The 18,688-nt window shown below is 67.0% G+C and carries 19 protein-coding genes; 10 read left to right on the top strand and 9 right to left on the bottom strand.

Features of this window, described 5'->3' with window-relative positions; all coding sequences use genetic code 11:
* The first annotated feature begins 2 nt into the window (after window positions 1-2).
* Window positions 3-1,517 (top strand): sensor histidine kinase, encoded by a 1,515-nt coding sequence (locus OHA42_RS35580; RefSeq protein WP_406232511.1) that lies wholly within the window; start codon window positions 3-5, stop codon window positions 1,515-1,517.
* Between the two features lie 690 nt (window positions 1,518-2,207).
* Here the strand turns inward: OHA42_RS35580 and OHA42_RS35575 are convergent.
* Window positions 2,208-2,462, bottom strand: coding sequence for a WhiB family transcriptional regulator (locus tag OHA42_RS35575; protein ID WP_011211115.1), 255 nt, complete (start codon window positions 2,460-2,462; stop codon window positions 2,208-2,210).
* Window positions 2,463-2,712: 250 nt separating this feature from the next.
* Window positions 2,713-3,657 (bottom strand): diacylglycerol/lipid kinase family protein, encoded by a 945-nt coding sequence (locus OHA42_RS35570; protein WP_406232508.1) that lies wholly within the window; start codon window positions 3,655-3,657, stop codon window positions 2,713-2,715.
* A gap of 91 nt (window positions 3,658-3,748) precedes the next feature.
* On the opposite strand from OHA42_RS35570, the gene OHA42_RS35565 reads away from it, so the two are divergent.
* Window positions 3,749-4,186, top strand: a complete 438-nt coding sequence (locus tag OHA42_RS35565; protein WP_406232507.1) for a hypothetical protein — start codon at window positions 3,749-3,751, stop codon at window positions 4,184-4,186.
* Window positions 4,187-4,198: 12 nt separating this feature from the next.
* Here the strand turns inward: OHA42_RS35565 and OHA42_RS35560 are convergent, their stop codons facing one another.
* From OHA42_RS35560 to OHA42_RS35540, 5 genes are all read right to left on the bottom strand, one after another.
* On the bottom strand, window positions 4,199-4,879 hold the full coding sequence (locus OHA42_RS35560) for an endonuclease V (RefSeq protein ID WP_406232505.1): 681 nt from the start codon (window positions 4,877-4,879) through the stop codon (window positions 4,199-4,201).
* Between the two features lie 30 nt (window positions 4,880-4,909).
* Window positions 4,910-5,407, bottom strand: coding sequence for a GNAT family N-acetyltransferase (locus OHA42_RS35555; RefSeq protein WP_406232503.1), 498 nt, complete (start codon window positions 5,405-5,407; stop codon window positions 4,910-4,912).
* Window positions 5,404-6,015 (bottom strand): acid phosphatase, encoded by a 612-nt coding sequence (locus OHA42_RS35550; RefSeq protein WP_406232501.1) that lies wholly within the window; start codon window positions 6,013-6,015, stop codon window positions 5,404-5,406. Before OHA42_RS35550 ends, OHA42_RS35555 begins: the two co-directional genes overlap by 4 nt.
* A gap of 133 nt (window positions 6,016-6,148) precedes the next feature.
* Window positions 6,149-7,387: a hypothetical protein gene (locus tag OHA42_RS35545; protein ID WP_406232499.1), complete on the bottom strand. Its 1,239-nt coding sequence runs from the start codon at window positions 7,385-7,387 to the stop codon at window positions 6,149-6,151.
* A 27-nt stretch (window positions 7,388-7,414) separates the two neighbouring features.
* Window positions 7,415-9,175, bottom strand: coding sequence for a DEAD/DEAH box helicase (locus OHA42_RS35540; protein ID WP_406232497.1), 1,761 nt, complete (start codon window positions 9,173-9,175; stop codon window positions 7,415-7,417).
* 413 nt (window positions 9,176-9,588) lie between these two features.
* Between OHA42_RS35540 and OHA42_RS35535 the strand changes: the two genes are divergently transcribed.
* From OHA42_RS35535 to OHA42_RS35525, 3 genes are read left to right on the top strand one after another with little or no spacing between them, the layout of a single operon-like run.
* On the top strand, window positions 9,589-10,446 hold the full coding sequence (locus tag OHA42_RS35535; protein WP_406232495.1) for an SCO6745 family protein: 858 nt from the start codon (window positions 9,589-9,591) through the stop codon (window positions 10,444-10,446).
* 56 nt (window positions 10,447-10,502) lie between these two features.
* Window positions 10,503-11,558, top strand: a complete 1,056-nt coding sequence (locus OHA42_RS35530; RefSeq protein ID WP_406232493.1) for an alpha/beta fold hydrolase — start codon at window positions 10,503-10,505, stop codon at window positions 11,556-11,558.
* Between the two features lie 22 nt (window positions 11,559-11,580).
* On the top strand, window positions 11,581-12,261 hold the full coding sequence (locus tag OHA42_RS35525; protein WP_406232491.1) for a ferritin-like fold-containing protein: 681 nt from the start codon (window positions 11,581-11,583) through the stop codon (window positions 12,259-12,261).
* 5 nt (window positions 12,262-12,266) lie between these two features.
* Here the strand turns inward: OHA42_RS35525 and OHA42_RS35520 are convergent, their stop codons facing one another.
* Window positions 12,267-13,103: a helix-turn-helix domain-containing protein gene (locus OHA42_RS35520; protein WP_406232489.1), complete on the bottom strand. Its 837-nt coding sequence runs from the start codon at window positions 13,101-13,103 to the stop codon at window positions 12,267-12,269.
* A 100-nt stretch (window positions 13,104-13,203) separates the two neighbouring features.
* Between OHA42_RS35520 and OHA42_RS35515 the strand changes: the two genes are divergently transcribed.
* Together OHA42_RS35515 and OHA42_RS35510 are read left to right on the top strand one after the other, a co-directional pair.
* The gene (locus OHA42_RS35515; protein WP_406232487.1) at window positions 13,204-13,755 is read left to right on the top strand and encodes a YceI family protein; all 552 of its coding nucleotides are present in this window, start codon (window positions 13,204-13,206) and stop codon (window positions 13,753-13,755) included.
* A gap of 144 nt (window positions 13,756-13,899) precedes the next feature.
* Window positions 13,900-14,127, top strand: coding sequence for a DUF3107 domain-containing protein (locus OHA42_RS35510; protein WP_328405288.1), 228 nt, complete (start codon window positions 13,900-13,902; stop codon window positions 14,125-14,127).
* A gap of 165 nt (window positions 14,128-14,292) precedes the next feature.
* On the opposite strand, the gene OHA42_RS35505 is transcribed toward OHA42_RS35510, so the two are convergent.
* Window positions 14,293-14,958, bottom strand: a complete 666-nt coding sequence (locus OHA42_RS35505; RefSeq protein ID WP_328405286.1) for a TetR/AcrR family transcriptional regulator — start codon at window positions 14,956-14,958, stop codon at window positions 14,293-14,295.
* 190 nt (window positions 14,959-15,148) lie between these two features.
* On the opposite strand from OHA42_RS35505, the gene OHA42_RS35500 reads away from it, so the two are divergent.
* From OHA42_RS35500 to OHA42_RS35490, 3 genes are all read left to right on the top strand, one after another.
* Complete coding sequence (locus tag OHA42_RS35500) at window positions 15,149-16,270, top strand: DUF3152 domain-containing protein (protein WP_406232485.1); 1,122 nt, start codon at window positions 15,149-15,151, stop codon at window positions 16,268-16,270.
* A gap of 130 nt (window positions 16,271-16,400) precedes the next feature.
* On the top strand, window positions 16,401-17,585 hold the full coding sequence (moeZ, locus tag OHA42_RS35495) for an adenylyltransferase/sulfurtransferase MoeZ (RefSeq protein ID WP_406232484.1): 1,185 nt from the start codon (window positions 16,401-16,403) through the stop codon (window positions 17,583-17,585).
* 121 nt (window positions 17,586-17,706) lie between these two features.
* Window positions 17,707-18,558, top strand: a complete 852-nt coding sequence (locus tag OHA42_RS35490; protein WP_406232482.1) for a TIGR02569 family protein — start codon at window positions 17,707-17,709, stop codon at window positions 18,556-18,558.
* Window positions 18,559-18,688: the final 130 nt, after the last annotated feature.

The raw sequence follows: 18,688 nt of genomic DNA, 5'->3' as shown, positions 1-18,688 counted from the left end.
ACATGGCGACACTGAGCGAGCTCCTCGCCGAGCACACCGATCTACCCGGCGTTGCCGTAGACCATCTGCAGCGGGTGGTGGGGGACTGGCAGCTGCTCGCCGATCTCTCCTTCGCCGATCTGCTCCTGTGGGTCGGTGCGGGTCCCATTACCGATGGCGCGGACATCGTCTGTGTCGCGCAGTGCCGTCCGACGACAGCGCCCACCGTGCATCCGGAGGATCGGGTGGGCAGGCCTGCCCTCCAGGCCGAACATCCGCAGGTGTTCGACGCATTGGTGACCGGCAAGATCGTGCGCGCCGACAGCGATGTCGAGGCCGAAGGGGTTTACCACCCGCACCCGGTGCATGCCATTCGTGAGGCCATCCCGGTGCGTTGCGGCGACGATGTGATCGCAGTGCTGAGCCGCGACACCGATCTGCAGCGTTCCCGGGTGCGCAGCACCCTGGAGATCGCGTATGTGGCCTGCGCGGACGACCTGTGCCAGATGATTGCCGACGGCACCTTCCCGACCACGGAGGATCGCGCCGCGACGCACTCCAGCCCGCGCGCGGGCGACGGTTTCATCCGGCTAGACACCGAAGGCATCGTGGTCTACGCGAGCCCGAATGCGCTGTCCGCATACCACCGTATGGGTTTGCAGGCGGATCTGGCAGGCCAGGATCTCGCTGTCACCACACGGTCGCTGATCACCGATCCGTTCGACGCGCAAGAGGTGGTCGGCGATATCCAGGCCGCGCTCGCCGGCCGGACCGGGCGGCGGATGGAGGTCGAGGCCCGCGGGGCGACCGTGCTGCTTCGCACCCTGGTGCTGCGCCCGCACGGCGAGCTGGCCGGTGCCGCGGTGCTGGTGCGTGACGTCACCGAGGTCAAACGCCGCGACCGGGCGTTACTCAGCAAGGACGCGACCATCCGGGAGATCCACCACCGGGTCAAGAACAATCTGCAGACCGTGGCCGCGCTGCTGCGGCTGCAGGCACGTCGCACCGAGAACGAGGAAGCGCAGGTCGCGCTGACCGAGTCGGTGCGCAGGGTCACCTCGATCGCTTCCGTGCACGAGATGCTGTCGATGTCGGTGGATGAAGAGGTCGATCTCGACGAGGTCGTCGACCGGCTGCTGCCGATCATGGCGGATGTCGCCACCGTGCACACCGCGCGAATCAAGGTGCGCAGGGCAGGCTCGCTCGGTGTCTTTTCCGCGGAGCGGGCGACGCCGCTGGTGATGGTGCTGACCGAGCTGGTGCAGAACGCCATCGAGCACGCCTTCGATTCCGGTGAGAACGGTTCGGTGACAATTCGTTCCGAGCGGTCGGCGCGCTGGCTGGATGTGATCATCAGCGACGACGGCCGCGGCCTGCCGCCCGGCTTCAGCCTGGAATCCTCCGACCGCCTCGGCCTGCAGATCGTGCGCACCCTGGTCACCGCCGAACTGGGCGGTTCGATCGGCCTGCACCCCGGCGCCGACGTCGGCACGGACGCCGTGCTGCGAGTCCCGTTGGGTCGCCGCTCAGGCCGCTGACCAGGACCGTGACGTTAACCTCGGGTGATCCCCTTGACAATCAACAACTTTCGATCGCCCCATGATCAACATCCGCCATTCGCAACCCACCTCACGATCGACGCAAGCGCATCCACCAGGTCGCAACAGTCCCTACCAACACACCCACTCGCCACGATGACACCTGCCGAGCGCAGCGAGACCCAGCCCTAGAGTTTGCAGCCCGTCCCACCTCCACACAAAAGCTGAAGCGCAGCCACCAAAGTCGCGAGATCAGCTACCAACACATCCGCTCGGCACGATGACACCTGCCGAGCGCAGCGAGACCCAGCACTAGAGTTCGCGGCCCGCCCCACCTCCACGCAACAGTTGAAGCGCATCCTCCAAAGTCGCAAGCTCAACTACTGCCGCCCCCGCTCGGCACGATGATGTCTTCCGAGCGCAGCGAGACCGAGCACTAGAGTTCGCGGCCCGTCTCGCTTCCGAGCCGTCGAAGCGCATGCGACGAAGTCGCGAGTCTCGACGGCTCGGAAGCGAGACCAAGGGGGCCGCGAACACGCAGCGCCGCAGGCGCTGCAATCAAACACAGCCGCGAACACGCAGCGCCGAAGGCGCTGCAAAAACAATACAGCCCGGCACCTCGGGAGGTGCCGGGCTCAATGCGCTACCGGTCCGGGCTGAATGGCCCGGTAACGCCGGTCGCCTCGAGAATCAGACGACAGTGCGGGTGCGGGTGCGCGCGTTGCGACGCTTGAGCGCGCGGCGCTCGTCCTCGCTCATTCCACCCCACACGCCGGCATCCTGCCCGGACTTCAGGGCCCAGGACAGGCAGTCGGCGGTAACGGGGCAGCGAGCGCAGACCAGCTTGGCATCGGCAATCTGCGCGAGCGCAGGACCACTGTTACCCACCGGGAAGAACAGCTCGGGGTCCTCATCGCGACAGATGGCCTTGTGGCGCCAGTCCATTCCTCTGCTCCTTTGCTGGGCGCCGTAAAAAGGCGCCTACGGTTTGTGGATCGTTCACTTGTGCGACTCGAATGTTTCCGCACGGTTGCTTGTGAATGCTTTCACGAACACCGTAGATGTCAATAGGTATCTGGTGCACCGTGGGGAAGCTCACGCTCTCAAGGTTCCCCTAGGGGAACCGCCGGGTCCTTTGTACTCGCTCTACCCAGTTTTCGCAGCGCAAACGCGATGTTTTTCGCGCGTTTCGTGCTCAGGAAGGCTGGGGAGCGACGACGGCGAGCACGTCGGGCACAGCTGTGAAATCCACCATGTTGCGTTTTCCGATAAAGTCGCCATCGATTTGCAGGCCGATGGGCTCCGCGGCGACGATCCGCACCGATGGAACGTCGTCCTCGCGAAACAGGTTGCGGGACTTGGGGTTTCCATTGGTTGCCAGCAACTGGCGCGCGAGCATGAGGGTCGGGACCACCGCCATCGACCGCACGGCGAACACGCCGAGGCCCGTCTCGAAGGTGGTGCCGGGGTTGGTGTGCACCGGCGTGGAGTTCAGGTAGGTCCATGGACTGGCGTTCGTTACGAATGCGTAATGGACACCGTCCACCGGTGCGTGTCCCGGGATCTCGATCCGGACGCTCGGCTCCTTGCCCTTTGCGCGGAAGAATTGGCGCACGGTGGTTCGGACGTAGTGGCCGGGCGTCGCCGCTCGGCCGTTGGCGCGGCTGGCGTCGATCGCCTCGCACACATCGGCGTCGAGTCCGACTCCGGCGCTGAAGGTGAACCAGCGGTCGTCGGCGATGCCGAGACCGATCTTGCGGTCACGGTCGAGCGTGAGCAGATCGATCAATTGGTTGGTCGCGGTCACCGGATCCGGCGAAATGCCGAGCGCCCGTGCGAAGACATTCGCCGAGCCGCCGGGGATCACGCCGAGCCGAGGCAGCCAGGCCTGACCGTCGTTGAGCTGGGGCAATGGCAGGAAACCGTTGATGGTTTCGTTGACCGTCCCATCGCCGCCGTGCACCACGATCAGATCCATCTCATTGGTCGATGCCCACTGCGCCAATTCCGCCGCGTGCCCGCGATGCTGGGTGTGTGCAACGGTCAGCTGGGTCCGGCTCTCCAGGGCGTGTGCCAGCAGATCCCGTGTCGCCGGTGTAGTCGAGGTGGCATTGGGATTCACGATCAGCAACGTCCGCACGCTTCGAAGCCTAATCGGGCGCTGACGGAGGCGGTCCGGCGACAGCCTTGCGCTCGGACGGGCGCGGGCGGCGGCCGTTTAGGCTTGGCGCGTGGCTGAGACCGACAAGGGCGAGTTTTCCGGTGTGCCGACCACGGTGCGCGGTGCGGGTGGACTGGTGACACTGGAGGGCGGCGTCGCCGTGATCGCAGCGATCGTGCTGGTGGTGCGCGGTTTGCTCGGGCATGACCAGAGCGCGACGAGCGGGTACGGCACCGCGGCGTGGTTCGGCATCCTCGGCGGCGCCGTGCTCGCCGCGGGCATCGGGCTACTGCTCGGCCACCGCTGGGGCCGGGCGATCGCAGTGATCGCTCAGCTGTTGTTGCTGCCGGTCACCTGGACATTGCTCACCGACTCGCACCAGCCGGTCTTCGGAGTCCTGCTCGGCGTTGTGGTGATCGCCGCGCTGGTGCTGCTGTTCGCGCCGCCCTCGTCGCGGTGGATGGCCCAGGAGTACGGCATTGATACCGACGGGCCGCGGTCCGGATAGCAGTGGTGTTGCTCAGGCTCCGGTGGCGGCGCGCAACGCCTGCCGGCAGAGCCGATCGGCCTGCCGAGTCGTCTCGGGTTGCCGGTAGCGCGGGGTGAGCGCGAGCACCTGGGTGCAGGCCGTGTCGAGGTCGATGAGATGGCCGACCGATACGAAGACGGGCTTGACCCCGCTTCTGGTGCGCAGCACGCGGCCGACGATCTGCCCGTCGATGGTGATGTCGGAGGTCGCGCCGCGTTCGGGCCCCGGCGCGGTGTAGTCGCCCCATGCCGACTTGGCCACTCCGATGGTCGGCAGTCCGGTGAGCACACCGACGTGACAGGCCAATCCGAACTGTCGTGGATGGGCCAGGCCCTGGCCGTCGCAGACCAGCAGATCCGGTGTGGTGCCGAGCTTTTCGAGTGCCGCGATGGTGGTCGGCAACTCGCGGAACGCGAGCAGGCCCGGCACGTAGGGAAAGGTGACGGTGCCGTGTGTCACCGCGGTGTCGACGGGTTCCAGTGTGGCGCTGTCCAATACGACGACAGCGGCGGCGAACGTGCCGTTGTCGTGATAGGCCGAGTCCAGCCCGGCGACAGTCCGGAACTTTGCTGTACCAAGGTTTTTCGTGACAACCGACGGGCGAAGCTCGTCCTGCATCGCCACTGCCTCGTCTGCCGTGGTCGGCCACTCGGCCGGGGCGGTCACCCGCATGTCGGTCCTTGCTCTCGCCCCGCCGTGCGACTACTTGCCGCCGCGCCCGAGTGCGTCCAGGGCCTCGCCCTCGAGCCGGTAGCCGACCCACTCGTCCTGCCCGACGGCGCCGAGTGACTTGTAGAAATCGATGGACGGTGTGTTCCAGGTCAGTACCGCCCAATCGACCCTGCCGTAGCCGTTGGCGACGGCTTCCTCGGCGAGCGTGGTCAGCAGCGCCTTGCCGTACCCCTTGCCACGGGTCTCCGGTTTGACGTACAGGTCCTCCAGGTAGATGCCGTGTGCACCCTTCCAGGTGGAGAAGTTCAGGAACCAGATGGCGCAGCCGACCAGTCCGGTGTCCTCCTCGACCACGTGCGCGAACAGTGCCGGCGTCGGGCCGAAGAGCGCGGTGTGCAGCTGCTCGGCGGTCAATGTGCACTCATCCCTTGCCTTTTCGTACTCGGCTAGGTCGTAGACCAGTTCGACGAGACCGGGCACGTCGGCGGGCGTCGCGCGGCGGATGACGCCGTTGCCGGATCGAGTCACAGGATTGCTCCGTTCGGTGCGGGAACGAGGTTGTGCGCCAGGATGGTTCGCACGTCGTGTTCGTAACCGAGGACGGTGATCGCCCCGGTCGACATGGTGAAGCGGCGGCCCTCCCTGAGGTCCAGCTCGGTCCAGCGGGCGATCAGTGCTCGGGAGAAGTGTCCGTGCCCCACCAGCACGATATCGCGGTCGGCCAGCGTGGGTTCGACGGAGGTCAGCACCCGGTCGGCCCTGGCGCGCACCTGGTCGGCGGTCTCGCCGCCAGGCGCCGGACCGGTCCAGATGGTCCAGCCCGGGACGGTTTCGCGGATTTCCGCGGTGGTGCGGCCCTCGTACTCGCCGTAATCCCATTCCGCCAGGTCGTTGTCGACAGCGGTGTCGGTGAGCCCCGCCAGCGCGGCCGTGTGCACGGCGCGTTGTCGTGGGCTGGTGAGCACCAGCGGATCGCGCAGCTTCAGCTCGGTCAGCAGCTGACCGGCTCGGCGGGCCTGCTCTTCGCCGCGCTCGGTGAGCGGCAGATCGGTTCGCCCGGTATGGCGGCGCTGGGTCGACCAGGTGGTTTCGCCGTGCCGGAGCAGCACGAGCCGGGCATCATCGAGTGCAGACATGGTTGCTTTCCCGCCTCTCCGCGTCTTCAGGCCAGACTAGCTACTGCGACGGTGGCGTCGGCGGCCGGCGGTGAGGTGGCAGGTGAGTCGGCCGGTACCCGGTGAGTTACCGATGTGCTTGCGAAATCGGTCGTCACTGGCCGAGGGCGTACAGCTGCGTGCCGCGCTTTTCCAGCACCGTGGTGCCGATTACGGCGAGCGAGATGGGGGAGTTTTCGGAGCCCTGGCGATGCACCGGGATACGGGCTGTCTCGGCGCCGGAGGTCGGGTCGAGAGCGGCGAGCGCTCCGGTCACCGGAACGAGCAGCTTGCCTGCCATGAATGCGGGTCCGCCGAGGGCGTTCGGGGTGGTCCACAGTGGGTCGAAAGTGCTGGCACTCAACGCGATCACGCTGTTGCCGGTGAAAACGAAGAAGGCGGAGCTGATGCGAGTTGTCGTCGCCTTGTCGGTCAGCGGCGCGGAAAGTTGGTGCACCATAAGCGGATTCCCGGTGCCGTCGTAGACGGCGAGCCGTGGTGTCGCGGCTTCCACGCCCGGGGCCGCGGGCCCGCCGGGTAGGTACAGCACAATTCGGTTGTCCGACACCGCGATCACCCGGGCGTCGGCGGAATCGGTCCCCGGCCCGATCAGCACGTGGGAGCCGTGTTCCTCGGGGACGGTGTTGTCTTTCGGTGCCGGGTTGAGCACGGTCAGCCGGTCGGCGGGGTCTTCCGGGCAGCGCTCCAGTACCGCGACCCGAGAGGCGCTCGACCCGGCCGACAGTAGGGAGCAGCCCTTGCGTGGTTGAGTTTTCACATTCACCGGCGCGTCGACGTAGCCGTATTCGAGGGTGCGCACCAGATCCGAGCGCCACATCTCCAGCCGCTGCGGTCCCTTGGCGAGCACGTAGGTGCCGTCGACGGACAACTGCAGCGTCTCGTCCATGTAGCTGCTGCGGGCGGTGCGCCGCGAACCGTCCTCGCCCGCGAGCAGGGTGGCTTGGCTGCAGCCTCGCTGATCCCGGTACACCGCGACCACCGTGCCGAATTGCGACTCCACCCCGCACAGCGGCATGTCGCGGCGATACAGCCACAATTGCGCACCGGACTGCGGATCGCGGCCGACGACGGTGCCGTCATCGCCGGTGATCACCGCGCCACCGGCGACGAGGGCGCGTGCGGTTGCCCCGTCGGGCGCGTGCCACAGCTCGTGCAGGGCGGTCGGCAACTGTTCCGCGGCGGGCGGCGTCGGCACGGGATGTTCCGCGGTCAGCGACTCGGTGCCGTTGGCGTCGCCGCGCGCCCACACCAACGCCGCCGCGATCGCCACGAGCACGGCGATCGCGACTGCGGAGATGATGTCGGCGCGCGTCCGCCGCTCAGGTTCGAGCACGATTGCGAGAGTAGCGGATCCGCCGGACTAGACGGATGCCGTGGCTGCGGCGCCTACTTCTGCGGTGATGCCGTTGCCGTTCTCGTTGCCGTTCTCGCCCGCGGGCTTGCGCCGACGACGTCGACGTCGCGCGGGCTGGTCGGCCGCCTCGGCGGCGTCGTCGCCGTTGTCCGCGCTCGCGCGCACCTCGGCAGTCCCGTTGTCGGAGCTGTCGGCCACTGCGGTGCCGTTGTCGGCACCACCGATGTCTGCACTGCCGGTGTCCGTGGCCGCGTCGGCATCCCCTGCGGGTTTGCGCCTACGGCGACGTCGACGGGCAGGCTTCTCGGAGTTCTCGTCCTCGGCCTCGACGTTGTCGACGGGTGCCACGGTCTCGGAGGACGTTGCGACCGCGCCGTCCTCGGTGCCGGTGACATCGGCCGGGTCGATCGGCTCCCCGGCCCTTGTCCGCCTGCGGTTGCGCTTGCGTGGGGCACGCGCGGGCCGCTCGACGACTACGGCGTCCTCGTCGCGCTCCACCTTCGGCTTGCGGACGGTGCCCGTCACGCCCTCCGGGATGCCGAGCTCCGAGTAGAGGTGCGGTGAGCGCGAGTACGTTTCCACCGGCTCCGGGATACCGAGACCGAGCGCCTTATCGATGCCCGCCCAGCGATTGAGTTCGTCCCAGTCGATCAGGGTGATCGCGACGCCGGTGCGCCCGGCACGGCCGGTGCGGCCGATCCGGTGCACGTAGGTCTTCTCGTCCTCCGGGCACTGGTAGTTGATGACGTGCGTGACGTCGTCGATGTCGATGCCGCGGGCGGCGACATCGGTCGCGACCAGCACATCGATGGCGCCCTTGCGGAACTTGGTGAGCGCCTTCTCCCTGGCGATCTGTCCGAGGTCACCGTGCACCGCGCCGACGGAGAACCCGCGCTCGGCCAGGTCGTCGGCCACCTTCTGCGCGGTGCGCTTGGTGCGGGTGAAGATCATCGTCGCGCCGCGGGTCTCGGCCTGCAGAATGCGGGCGATCAACTCGCTCTTGTCGAGCGCATGCGCGCGGTAGACGAACTGCGCGGTGCGGTCGTGCACGGCGGAATCGTGCGGCTCCTCGGCCCGGATGTGCGTCGGCCTGCTCAGGAAGGTGCGGGCCAGGGTGATGATCGGGCCCGGCATGGTCGCCGAGAACAGCATCGTCTGGCGCTGGGTGGGCACCATGCCGAGAATGCGCTCGATATCCGGCAGGAAGCCGAGGTCGAGCATTTCGTCGGCCTCATCGAGCACCAGCACGCCGACCTTGCCGAGGATCAGGTGGCCCTGATCGGCCAGGTCCATCAGGCGGCCCGGGGTGCCGACCACGACGTCGACACCGGAGCGCAGCGCGGCGATCTGGGACTCGTAGGGACGGCCGCCGTAGATCGACAGCACGCGTAGCGGGCCCTGATGGTTCTTCAGGTACTTGCTCGCGTTCTCGAGATCCTGGGTGACCTGGATGCACAGCTCGCGGGTCGGCACGATGATCAGTGCCCGTGGGGTGCCGTCCAGCGGTGTGGTTCCGGTGTCGGCGGTGGCAATGCGGTGCAGCAGCGGCACACCGAATCCGAACGTCTTACCCATGCCGGTGCGTGCCTGACCGATGAGATCTTCACCGGCGAGCGCCAACGGAAGGGTGAGTTCCTGGATCGCGAAAGTGCGTTCGATTCCGATCTCGCCGAGTGCGCGCACGATTTCCTCGCGCACGCCTAATTCGGCAAAAGTCGGTGCAGTGTGGGTTTCGTCCAGTTCGGCGGTCAGCAGCGTGTCTGCCAAGCCCGGTTCCTGTTCGACAGTGATCTTGCTCAGGTTCGTGCCTTTCCTCGTTAGCGCGTCACGCGCGCACGAGGCGTGGGGCGGACCGGTCGGCCCGCGACAACCACGTATCCGCCTGTGATGCTCACTCCGGCTACAGCCTGATGTCAGCGGGTGCCGTACGGCAGCTACCTGGAGACATCGGCGCGGCGCTGTGGTGATGCGGATCTGGTGCGCGCACATTTTCCTGGACGTCGAAAACCTCGCACCCGGTGCCCGTGTGACCATGCGATCCGGCGACTCGGTCGGGCGAAACTTTTCGTTGTCCGCAGTGATTGTAGCGTGATATTGTGCACGGCTCGAATTGCCGCCGCGATAAATTCGACACAAAAGTCCGGTTTCCTCGTGCGGCTCACCGACGTACGCTGCGCCACATGGTAATTCATCTTGCGCGACGAATCTGGACCAGCCTCGAACCGCTGCACGACGTCGTGTATTTCGGAGCGCCGATCAAGGACGCCGGAGTCGCGATCGGCCTGCGCGGATATTGGCAGACATACTTCGCATTTCGGGCTGCCCCGCTCGGCGCTGTGACGGCGGGCACCGTGGTCGCGACCTTCGCCGGGTTCCACCCCGACATGGTCGGCAAAGCGCTGCCGGATGCCTGGACCAGGTCCACCCCGCAGCAAAGCCTCGAGGCCAGGCTCGCCGTGTCGACCGGGCTGTTGCGCGGCGCGGGTGCGGGGAATGCCGAATGCGCGCGCGGCGTCGAGTTGCTGACACCGGTGCTGCGTGCGGCGGATCGGACCGGGCGGGCGCTGTTCGCGGCGAATGCCGAATTGCCGTTGTCGGAGGATCCGGTCGCCGCGCTGTGGCAGCTCACCACGTCGTTGCGCGAGCACCGTGGTGACGGGCATGTGGCCGCGCTGGTCGCGCACGGACTGACCGGTGCGCAGGCGTTGGTGATCCAGGTGGCCGCAGGCAAGGTGCCGGTCTCGGTCATGCGGTCCGCGCGCGGCTGGTCGGAGCAGGAGTGGTCCGACAATGCCGACGAATTGCGCGCACGCGGCCTGATCAAGGGCGAGCCGACGAGTCCGTCACTGACGGTCGGCGGTGCGGAGTTGTTGCAGCGGGTCGAGGCGAGCACCGACGATGCCGCATGGAACGGCGCGCTCTCGACCTTGTCGCAGGATGCGAGCGCTGAGCTGATGTTTGTCCTGGCACCACTGGTGATGCAGGTACAGGCATCCTTGGTGCCGCCGATCAACCCCATCGGAATGGGGCACGTATAGCCGCAAACCCGACTTGCCTGTTACCGTCGGTACCGCGGTGTGAGAGATTCTTGTCTGTGAGCCTCGTAGACACCGTCTCCATTGCCGCCCGCAATGCCTGGGCGCTGACCTTCGGCCCCGGCGTCGAGGCGCCGGACCCCACCCCGTCGACGGTGCTTTCCGATGAACCGCACCGACAGCTGCGCCGCTTCGAAGGCCCCGAACCCGCCGGCGCCGCACCGGGGTCGGCGGTTCTGCTGGTGCCGCCGCTCGCCGCGCCCGCCAGCTGCTTCGACCTGCAGCCCGATCAGAGCCTGGCCCGGTTCCTGCTCGACACCGGCCGCACGCCGTATGTCGTCGACTACGGCGAGATCACCTTTGCCGATCGGCGGATGGGCTTCGAGGACTGGATCGACGACATCCTGCCGGAGGCGATCCTGCGCACCTCCGCCGATCAGAACGGTCGGCCGGTCGATCTCGTCGGCTGGTCCATCGGCGGGACGTTGGCGCTGCTCGCCGCCGCCGCACACCGGCAGCTGCCGATCCGGTCCATCACGGCGGTCGGCTCGCCGCTGGACTACGACAAGATGACCGGCATTCCGCAACTGCGTGCGGTCGCCAAGCTCACCGGCGGAATCGCGACCTCGACGGCCGTGCGCGCGGCCGGCGGCATCCCGGCCACGCTGACGCGGTTCGCCTACAAGGTCACCGCATGGGACAGGGAACTCACTCGCCCGTGGTTCGTGGCGAGCAATATCGCGCGCACCGAAACGTTGGCGAGGATGGAGACTATCGACCGCTTCATGGCCGAGATGCCGGGGTATCCCGGCCGCTTCTACGGCCAGCTCTGGGGCAGGCTGATCCTCAACAACGACATCGGCCGCGGTGTCGTGCACCTGGGCCGGCGACGGATCGAACTGGCACAGGTGACGGCGCCGGTGCTGCTCGTCGGCGGGCCGACCGATGTCATCACCCCGGCCGCCGCGGTCGAGGCGGGCACTCGGACCCTCACCGGTGCCCCGTCCGTGCGCTACGAAACGGCCCCGGGCAGCCACCTCGGCATCCTCGCAGGCCTGACCGCTCGCGACACCACCTGGACCTATCTCGACAAGTTCCTGCGGGAAGCTGCGTGAGTCGGGTACTAGGCTGTGTGGCATGGGAGCCCAGTCATCTGCCGCGCTAGATGTTTCGTCCATCGCCGCTGACCACTCGGGAGTCACCGAGCTGTTCGCGGTGCTCGCCTACGGTGAGATTTCCGCCTTCTATCGACTGGCCGAAGAGGCCAAGCTGTCGCCGACACTGCGCGGCAAGGTCGCGGTCGCGAAGATGGCGGCCGCGGAGATGCGGCACTTCGAGACCCTGGAGTTGGCACTGGCCGAGCGCGGCCTCGACATCTTCGACGCGATGGCGCCCTATGTGCGCGCACTGGATGCCTACCACGACTCCACCGACCCCTCGACCTGGCTCGAGTCGATGGTGAAGTTCTATGTCGGCGATGGCATCGCCGCCGACTTCTACACCGAGATTGCCGGCGCTCTTACTCCCGAGGTCGCCGCCGTGGTCCGGGACGTGCTCGCCGAGACGAGCCACTCCGAATTCGTGGTGGAGGAGGTGCGGCGCGCGGTCGCGACCAGCCGCTCCGAACGCGACCGGCTCACCCTCTGGGGCAGGCGGCTGCTCGGCGAGGCCATCACCCAGGCGCAATACGTGATGGCCCAGCGCGACGAACTCACCGAGCTGGTGCTGACCGCGACCGGCGATCTCAACGGCATCGCGGCGCTGTTCGAGCGCATGCAGGCCAGCCACGCCGAACGCATGGCCGTGCTGGGTATCTGACCCGGTTACTCGTTGACGGCGCGCTTGGACACCAGGCGCAATTCCGGGACGCGGACCTGGGCGTGTGCACTGAGCCAGACCATGATGCTCTGGTCGTTGCCCGCGTCCAGCGTTTCGAAGGCGACCTTCATGGCGCCGTGCTCGGGATGGTCGAGATCCAACTCGGCGACGAGGCGCTCCTGCAGGCGATGCGGCTGCCAGCGCCCCGCGAAATCGGGATGGTGATGCAATGCCTCGATCAGCTCGAGTAGCTGTTCGTCGCCGGGCCAGCGCAGTTTGGCCCGGCACAGCTCGGCCGAGAAAACATCCGCCGCCTCCGACCAGTTCCGCACGACCTTTCGTGCCAGCGGGTGCATGAAGGTGTACCAGGCCAGATTCACCTGCCCCGGATCGTCGAGCAGGCCGAGCGGGGTCGCGAGGTCCTCCCATGCCGGATTCCAGCCGAGCACGTTCAGCCGCCGGCCGACGACGAAGGCCGGCGTGGGATGCAGCGCCCGCAGGATCGTCTGAATGCCGGGGCTGAGGGTTTCCTCCGCGGACGGCGTCTTGGGGCACCGTTCCTCGTTGCTGGAGGTCAGGGCGAGCCAGCCGAAGTGATTGTGGTCCTTGCCTTCCAGCAGCAGCGCCTTGGCCAGCGCATCGATCACCGCCACCGAGGGGTTGGTGTCTCTGCCCTGTTCCAGCCGGGCCAAGTAGTCGGCGCTGACCCCGGCGCGGACCGCGACCTCCTCGCGGCGTAGCCCGGGGGTGCGGCGGCGCCCACCCTCGGGCATCCCCACATCCGACGGCCGCAATTCGCCGCGGCGCGCGATCAGGAATTCCGCGAACCCGTTTCGTGCCATGTTTCCATCGTGCCTCGTCCTGGGATGGTTATCCGCGCCCTGTCAGGTCCAGGATAACGGCGGTCTGGCTACCCGAAGGCGGCGCGACAATCGTCGAAGCATGACAATTTCTGAATCCAATACCGCAGCCGCCACTTCGCTCAGCACTGGTTCTTGGGCGCTCGATCCGCTGCATTCCTCGGTCGAGTTCAGCATCAGGCATCTCGGCATTGCCAAGGTCCGTGGTCGGTTCTCGCGTTTCGAGACCGAGTTCGTCGTCGACGAATCCGGCGCGGCCACCATCGGCGCGGTCATCGATCTGGACTCCTTCGACACCGGTAACGCCGATCGGGACGCCCACGTCCGCAACGCGGATTTCCTGGATGTGGCCAACCGGCCGACGCTATCCTTCCGTGCCACCGAACCGGTCCTGATCACGGAGTCGTTCGTGGTGGAGGGTGTGGCGACGCTCGGCGCCGTCACCAAGCCGATCACGCTCGAGGTCGAGTGGGGCGGGGTGCAGGAGTTCGGGGCCACCGGCGATCGGCACGCCGGATTCTCGGCGACCGGCACGATCAAGCGCACCGATTTCGGCGTCGGCGGACCGCTGCCCGGCATGCTCAGCGACACCGTGAAGATCGAACTGGAAATCCAGCTCATCGAGCCCAGGTAACCGGCGCGGCCCTGTTCGCTGAGAGCGCAGGTGGTCGTGTGCCTGCGCGAGGTGGCCCTGCACTAGCCTTGATCGGACAGCGAAGAGCGCTCGGGCGGACCAAGGTCCGCACGCCGCACAGGACTCTAGGTTCGGAGGTTGGCCGTGGAGGTCAAGATCGGTATTTCGGATAGCCCGCGGGAGATCGTGATCGTCAGCTCGCAGACTCCCGACGAGGTCGAGGCGCTGGTGACCGGTGCGTTGAGCGGCGAAAGCGGCGTTGTGGCGCTGACCGACGAGAAGGGGCGCAAGTTCCTGATCCAGGCCGCCAAGGTCGCCTATGTCGAGATCGGCACGCCCACCGGCGGCCGGGTCGGTTTCGCCGCCGTCTGAGCTCGTCCGCCGCGTATTCGGGCCGAACCACCGGGTGTCGCAACTGTCGTTTCGAAAGACGACGGTTGCGACACCCGCTGCGTTTCATCGGACCTGCCGTACGAGCGGACAAAATCGGTCGTCCCGGAAGAGTCTCCGGAACGACCGATGAATACCGGGAAACGCTCAGCCGATGGGGTGCAGCGGCACGTGTGACAGGCCACCCCATGCCAGCTGAACGGTGGTGTCGACCGCCTCTTCCTTCGGGATCGGACGGTCCGCCTCGAGCCAGTAACGGGCGGTGAACTGGCTGGTGCCGACCAGGCCGACAGCCAGGATCCTGGCGCGATACGGGTCCAATCCGGAATCGTGCGCCACCAGATCGAACACCGCGTCGACACAGGCCTCGGTGGCCTGCTCGACCCGGCGCTGCACCTGCGGCTCGCTGGTCAGATCCGACTCGAAGACCAGCCGGAAGCCCTGCATCTCGTTGTCGACGAAGTCGAAATACGCCTGCACCGCGGCGCGCACTCGCTGCCGGTTGTCGGTGGTGGAGCGCAGCGCCTGCCGGACACTCGACACCAGCATGTCGACGTAGTTCTGCAGCACCGCCAGATAAAGTTCCAGCTTGCTCGCGAAGTGCTGATAAAGCACCGGCTTGCTGACGCCTGCACATTGGGAAATCTCGTCCATACCCGCGGCGTGGTAGCCGCGCTGGACGAAGACTTCGCTTGCCGCCGCGAGCAGCTGTAGCCGTCGCTCGTCGCGTGGAAGCCGGGTACCGCGTTTGGTCGGTGCCACGGCGGCGGACGACGATCTGCGGGACGTCATCCGGTCCACGAGGTCAGTCATTTTCGGCTCTCCCAGTCGATGCCCCGGCAAGAGGGGATGTACACCGGGTATCCCAAGAACGATACCCGTTCATCGACCATATGCGGACCCGGGTTCCCACTCCTGCCCGCTGGTGAGAAATGTCGCAGCAAACCGCGTCTGGAGGTGTGCCCGGCTTTCGGGTCTTGTGTGTTGTGAGAGTCTGGTGTGTGTGACCGACCGACCGGAAAGACCCGGCGGCGGGCGAAATGCGCACCGCCCCGCCGGCTCCGACGCGTCCGGTTCTGCAGGGGCAGGCCCCCCGGCGCGGTCTCGAACCACCCGTGATCCAGGCAGGGTCGAGGTCTATGACCCGCTGAGTCTGTACCAACCCGCGAACCGATCCCACCAGCCGTTGCGGGCCCGCTGGGATCCCACCGCACCCGACGAGGGCCGTCAGCGGCCCCGGCCGGAACGCGATACCAAAAAGCAAAGTGCACTGGGCAGATTCGTATCCACCTACGGCTGGCGCGCCTATGCGCTTCCGGTGCTGTTCGTGGTCACTGTGCTGGTGATCGTGGACGCGGTGCGGAGCGGACCGGACGCGGCGGGTACCGCGGGCAGCGCGCCGGGATTCGGGCGGCTGAGCCCACACGCGGCATCCGCGGGCATCATCGGCGCACCGCCCGGCGACGGCCACTTCCCGACCGATCTGCCGTCCGGGGCACTGCCCGACGGTGGCGCGTTCACCGAAATCGGTACCGGCGCTTGGCATGTGGTGCCGGGAACCACCGGGCAAATCGGTACCGGCACCGAGTTCAAATTCAGCTACACCGTCGAGATCGAGGACGGAGTCGACACCTCCGGCTTCGGCGGCGACCAGTCCGTTGCCAAGATGGTCGACTCCACCCTGGCCAACCCGAAGAGCTGGGCGCACGACAGCAAGTTCGCTTTCCAGCGTATCGATCAGGGCCGACCGGACTTCCGCATCTCGCTCGCCTCGCGCGAATCCTCGCGCAAGGCATGCGGTTTCGACATCCCGATCGACTCCTCGTGCTTCAACGCCGACCAGCACCGGGTGGTGCTCTCCGAGGTGCGCTGGGTGCGCGGCGCGATCGCCTACGAGGGCGACATCGGCTCCTACCGGCAGTACCAGATCAACCATGAGGTCGGTCACGCCATCGGTTACCACCAGCATCAGCCCTGCGAGACCGACGGTGGACTCGCGCCGGTGATGATGCAGCAGACCTTCGGCATCAAGAACAATGACATCGCCGCGCTCGATCCCGACGGCGTGGTCCCGATGGACGGCAAGCGCTGTCGCTTCAACCCCTGGCCTTACCCCCGCGGTTAGAGCGGCCCGCGAATGCGAGACGATGGGGCGGGAAGAACGGTCCGGTTGTCGGTGTTGGATAAAGAGGAGCTGCGCTAGGAGCGCGGCTACCGCGCTGCGATCGGCCAATTCGATTCGAGGAGTCCTGGACGTGTCATCACCTAAGTCCCTCCCGCCGCTTGTCGAGCCGGCCGCGGAGCTGACCAGGGACGAGGTCGCCCGCTACAGCCGTCACCTGATCATCCCGGATCTGGGGGTGGACGGGCAGAAACGGTTGAAGAACGCCAAGGTGCTGGTGATCGGCGCAGGCGGACTCGGCTCGCCCGCGCTGCTGTATCTGGCTGCCGCCGGTGTCGGCACCCTCGGCATTGTCGAGTTCGACGAGGTCGACGCCTCGAACCTGCAGCGGCAGATCATCCACGGCGAGTCCGATATCGGCCGCCCGAAGGCCGACAGCGCGCGCGACTCGATCCTGGAGATCAATTCCGGCATCGACGTCCGGCTGCACAAGATCCGGCTGGAGCCGGAGAACGCGGTCGAGCTGTTCGCCGATTACGACCTGATCGTCGACGGCACCGACAACTTCGCCACCCGCTACCTGGTCAACGACGCGGCGGTGCTGGCGGGCAAGCCCTATGTCTGGGGCTCTATCTATCGTTTCGAGGGTCAGGTCTCCGTGTTCTGGGAGGACGCACCGGACGGCCGTGGCATCAATTACCGCGATCTGTACCCGGAGGCGCCCCCGCCCGGGATGGTGCCTTCCTGCGCCGAAGGCGGCGTGCTCGGCGTGCTGTGCGCCTCGATCGGTTCGGTCATGGTCACCGAGGCGATCAAGCTGATCACCGGTATCGGCGAGCCGCTGCTCGGTCGGCTGATGGTGTACGACGCACTGGACATGAACTACCGGACCATCAAGCTGCGCCGGGATCCGGAGCGCCAGCCGATCACCGAGCTGATCGACTACGAGGCGTTCTGCGGTGTGGTGTCTGAAGAGGGCATGGCCGCCGCGGCCGGTTCCACCATTACCGCGCGTGAGCTGAAGGAGCTCATCGATGCGGGCAAGGAGATCGAGCTCATCGACGTCCGTGAGCCGGTCGAGTGGGACATCGTGCATATCGATGGCGCCAGGCTGATCCCGAAGGACCGCATCCTCTCCGGTGAGGCGCTCTCGGACCTGCCGCAGAGCCGGCCGATCGTATTGCACTGCAAGACCGGTGTCCGGTCCGCGGAGGCTCTCGCCGCACTCAAGCGCGCGGGCTTCGCCGACGCTACCCATCTGCAGGGTGGCGTCATCGCCTGGGCCAACCAGGTCGATCCGTCATTGCCGGTGTACTGACGCGTTCCTGCTCCGACGCCGCTCGGGTCCCGTCATGGGTACCGGCGGCGTCGTTGACGGGCCGTCGGATCCTACGGCGCGGCGTCCTTTATGGGGCAGATGCTGGGAGTACGGTACGGCCGTGACTTCTGTGGAACCTCCCGAGCACGTGCGTGCCACGTTCGGTCTGCGCGAAGTGACCCCGGTTTCGCTGGGAGATTGGGACGGCGGCTGGCGTCTCGGCGATGTGGTGCTCAGTCCCGTTGCCGATCATGCCAGAGCGGCGTGGTCGGCGAAGGTGCGCGAGACATTGAAGGTCGACGGGTTGCGATTGGCCCGCCCGGTCCGTGCGACCGACGGCCGTTATGTCGTATCCGGTTGGCGCGCAGACACTTTCCTGGAGGGGATTCCCGAGCCCCGCCACGACGAGGTGATCTCGGTATCGCTGCGACTGCATCAGGCCACGGCGAAACTGGAGCGTCCCCGTTTTCTGGTGCAGCCGCCGGTGGCACCGTGGGTGGACGTGGATGTGTTCGTCGCGGCCGACCGTGCCGCCTGGGAGGCGGTGCCGCTGCGCAGCCTGCGGTCCGGGGGCACGCCGCCGGCCACCTCGCAGGACGGCGTGCGCAGCATGGAGCTCATCGGCCAGCTGGCCACCTTGCGCAAGCCGGTGCAGTCGCCTGCCCAGCTGGTGCACGGTGACTTGTTCGGCACTGTTCTTTTCGCAGGCGGGCTCACCCCTGGCCTCACCGACATCACCCCCTATTGGCGCCCGGCGCCCTGGGCGGCCGGGGTCATCGTGGTGGATGCGCTGGCGTGGGGCGGTGCCGACGACGGACTGCTCGAGCGCTGGTCCGATCTTCCGGAATGGCCCCAGATGTTGTTGCGCGCGGTCATGTTTCGGCTCGCCGTGCATGCACTGCACCCGCGGTCGACCCCGGAGGCCTTCCCCGGTCTCGCTCGCACCGCGGACATGGTCCGACTCATGCTCTGAGGAGTTGTTGATCTTCTGCTTCGAGGCCTGTCGGGGGGTTGACTGTGGCCTGCGTCACGTTTGCTCTATGCTCTGACAACCGCTGCGGTCCGGCGGCTGTGTTCTGCTTCGACGACTGCCCCGATTGTTC

Origin of the sequence: Nocardia sp. NBC_01009, from assembly GCF_045208035.1 — a bacterium.
Lineage (GTDB): Bacteria > Actinomycetota > Actinomycetes > Mycobacteriales > Mycobacteriaceae > Nocardia.
This window is presented reverse-complemented; position numbering and strand designations above follow the sequence as displayed.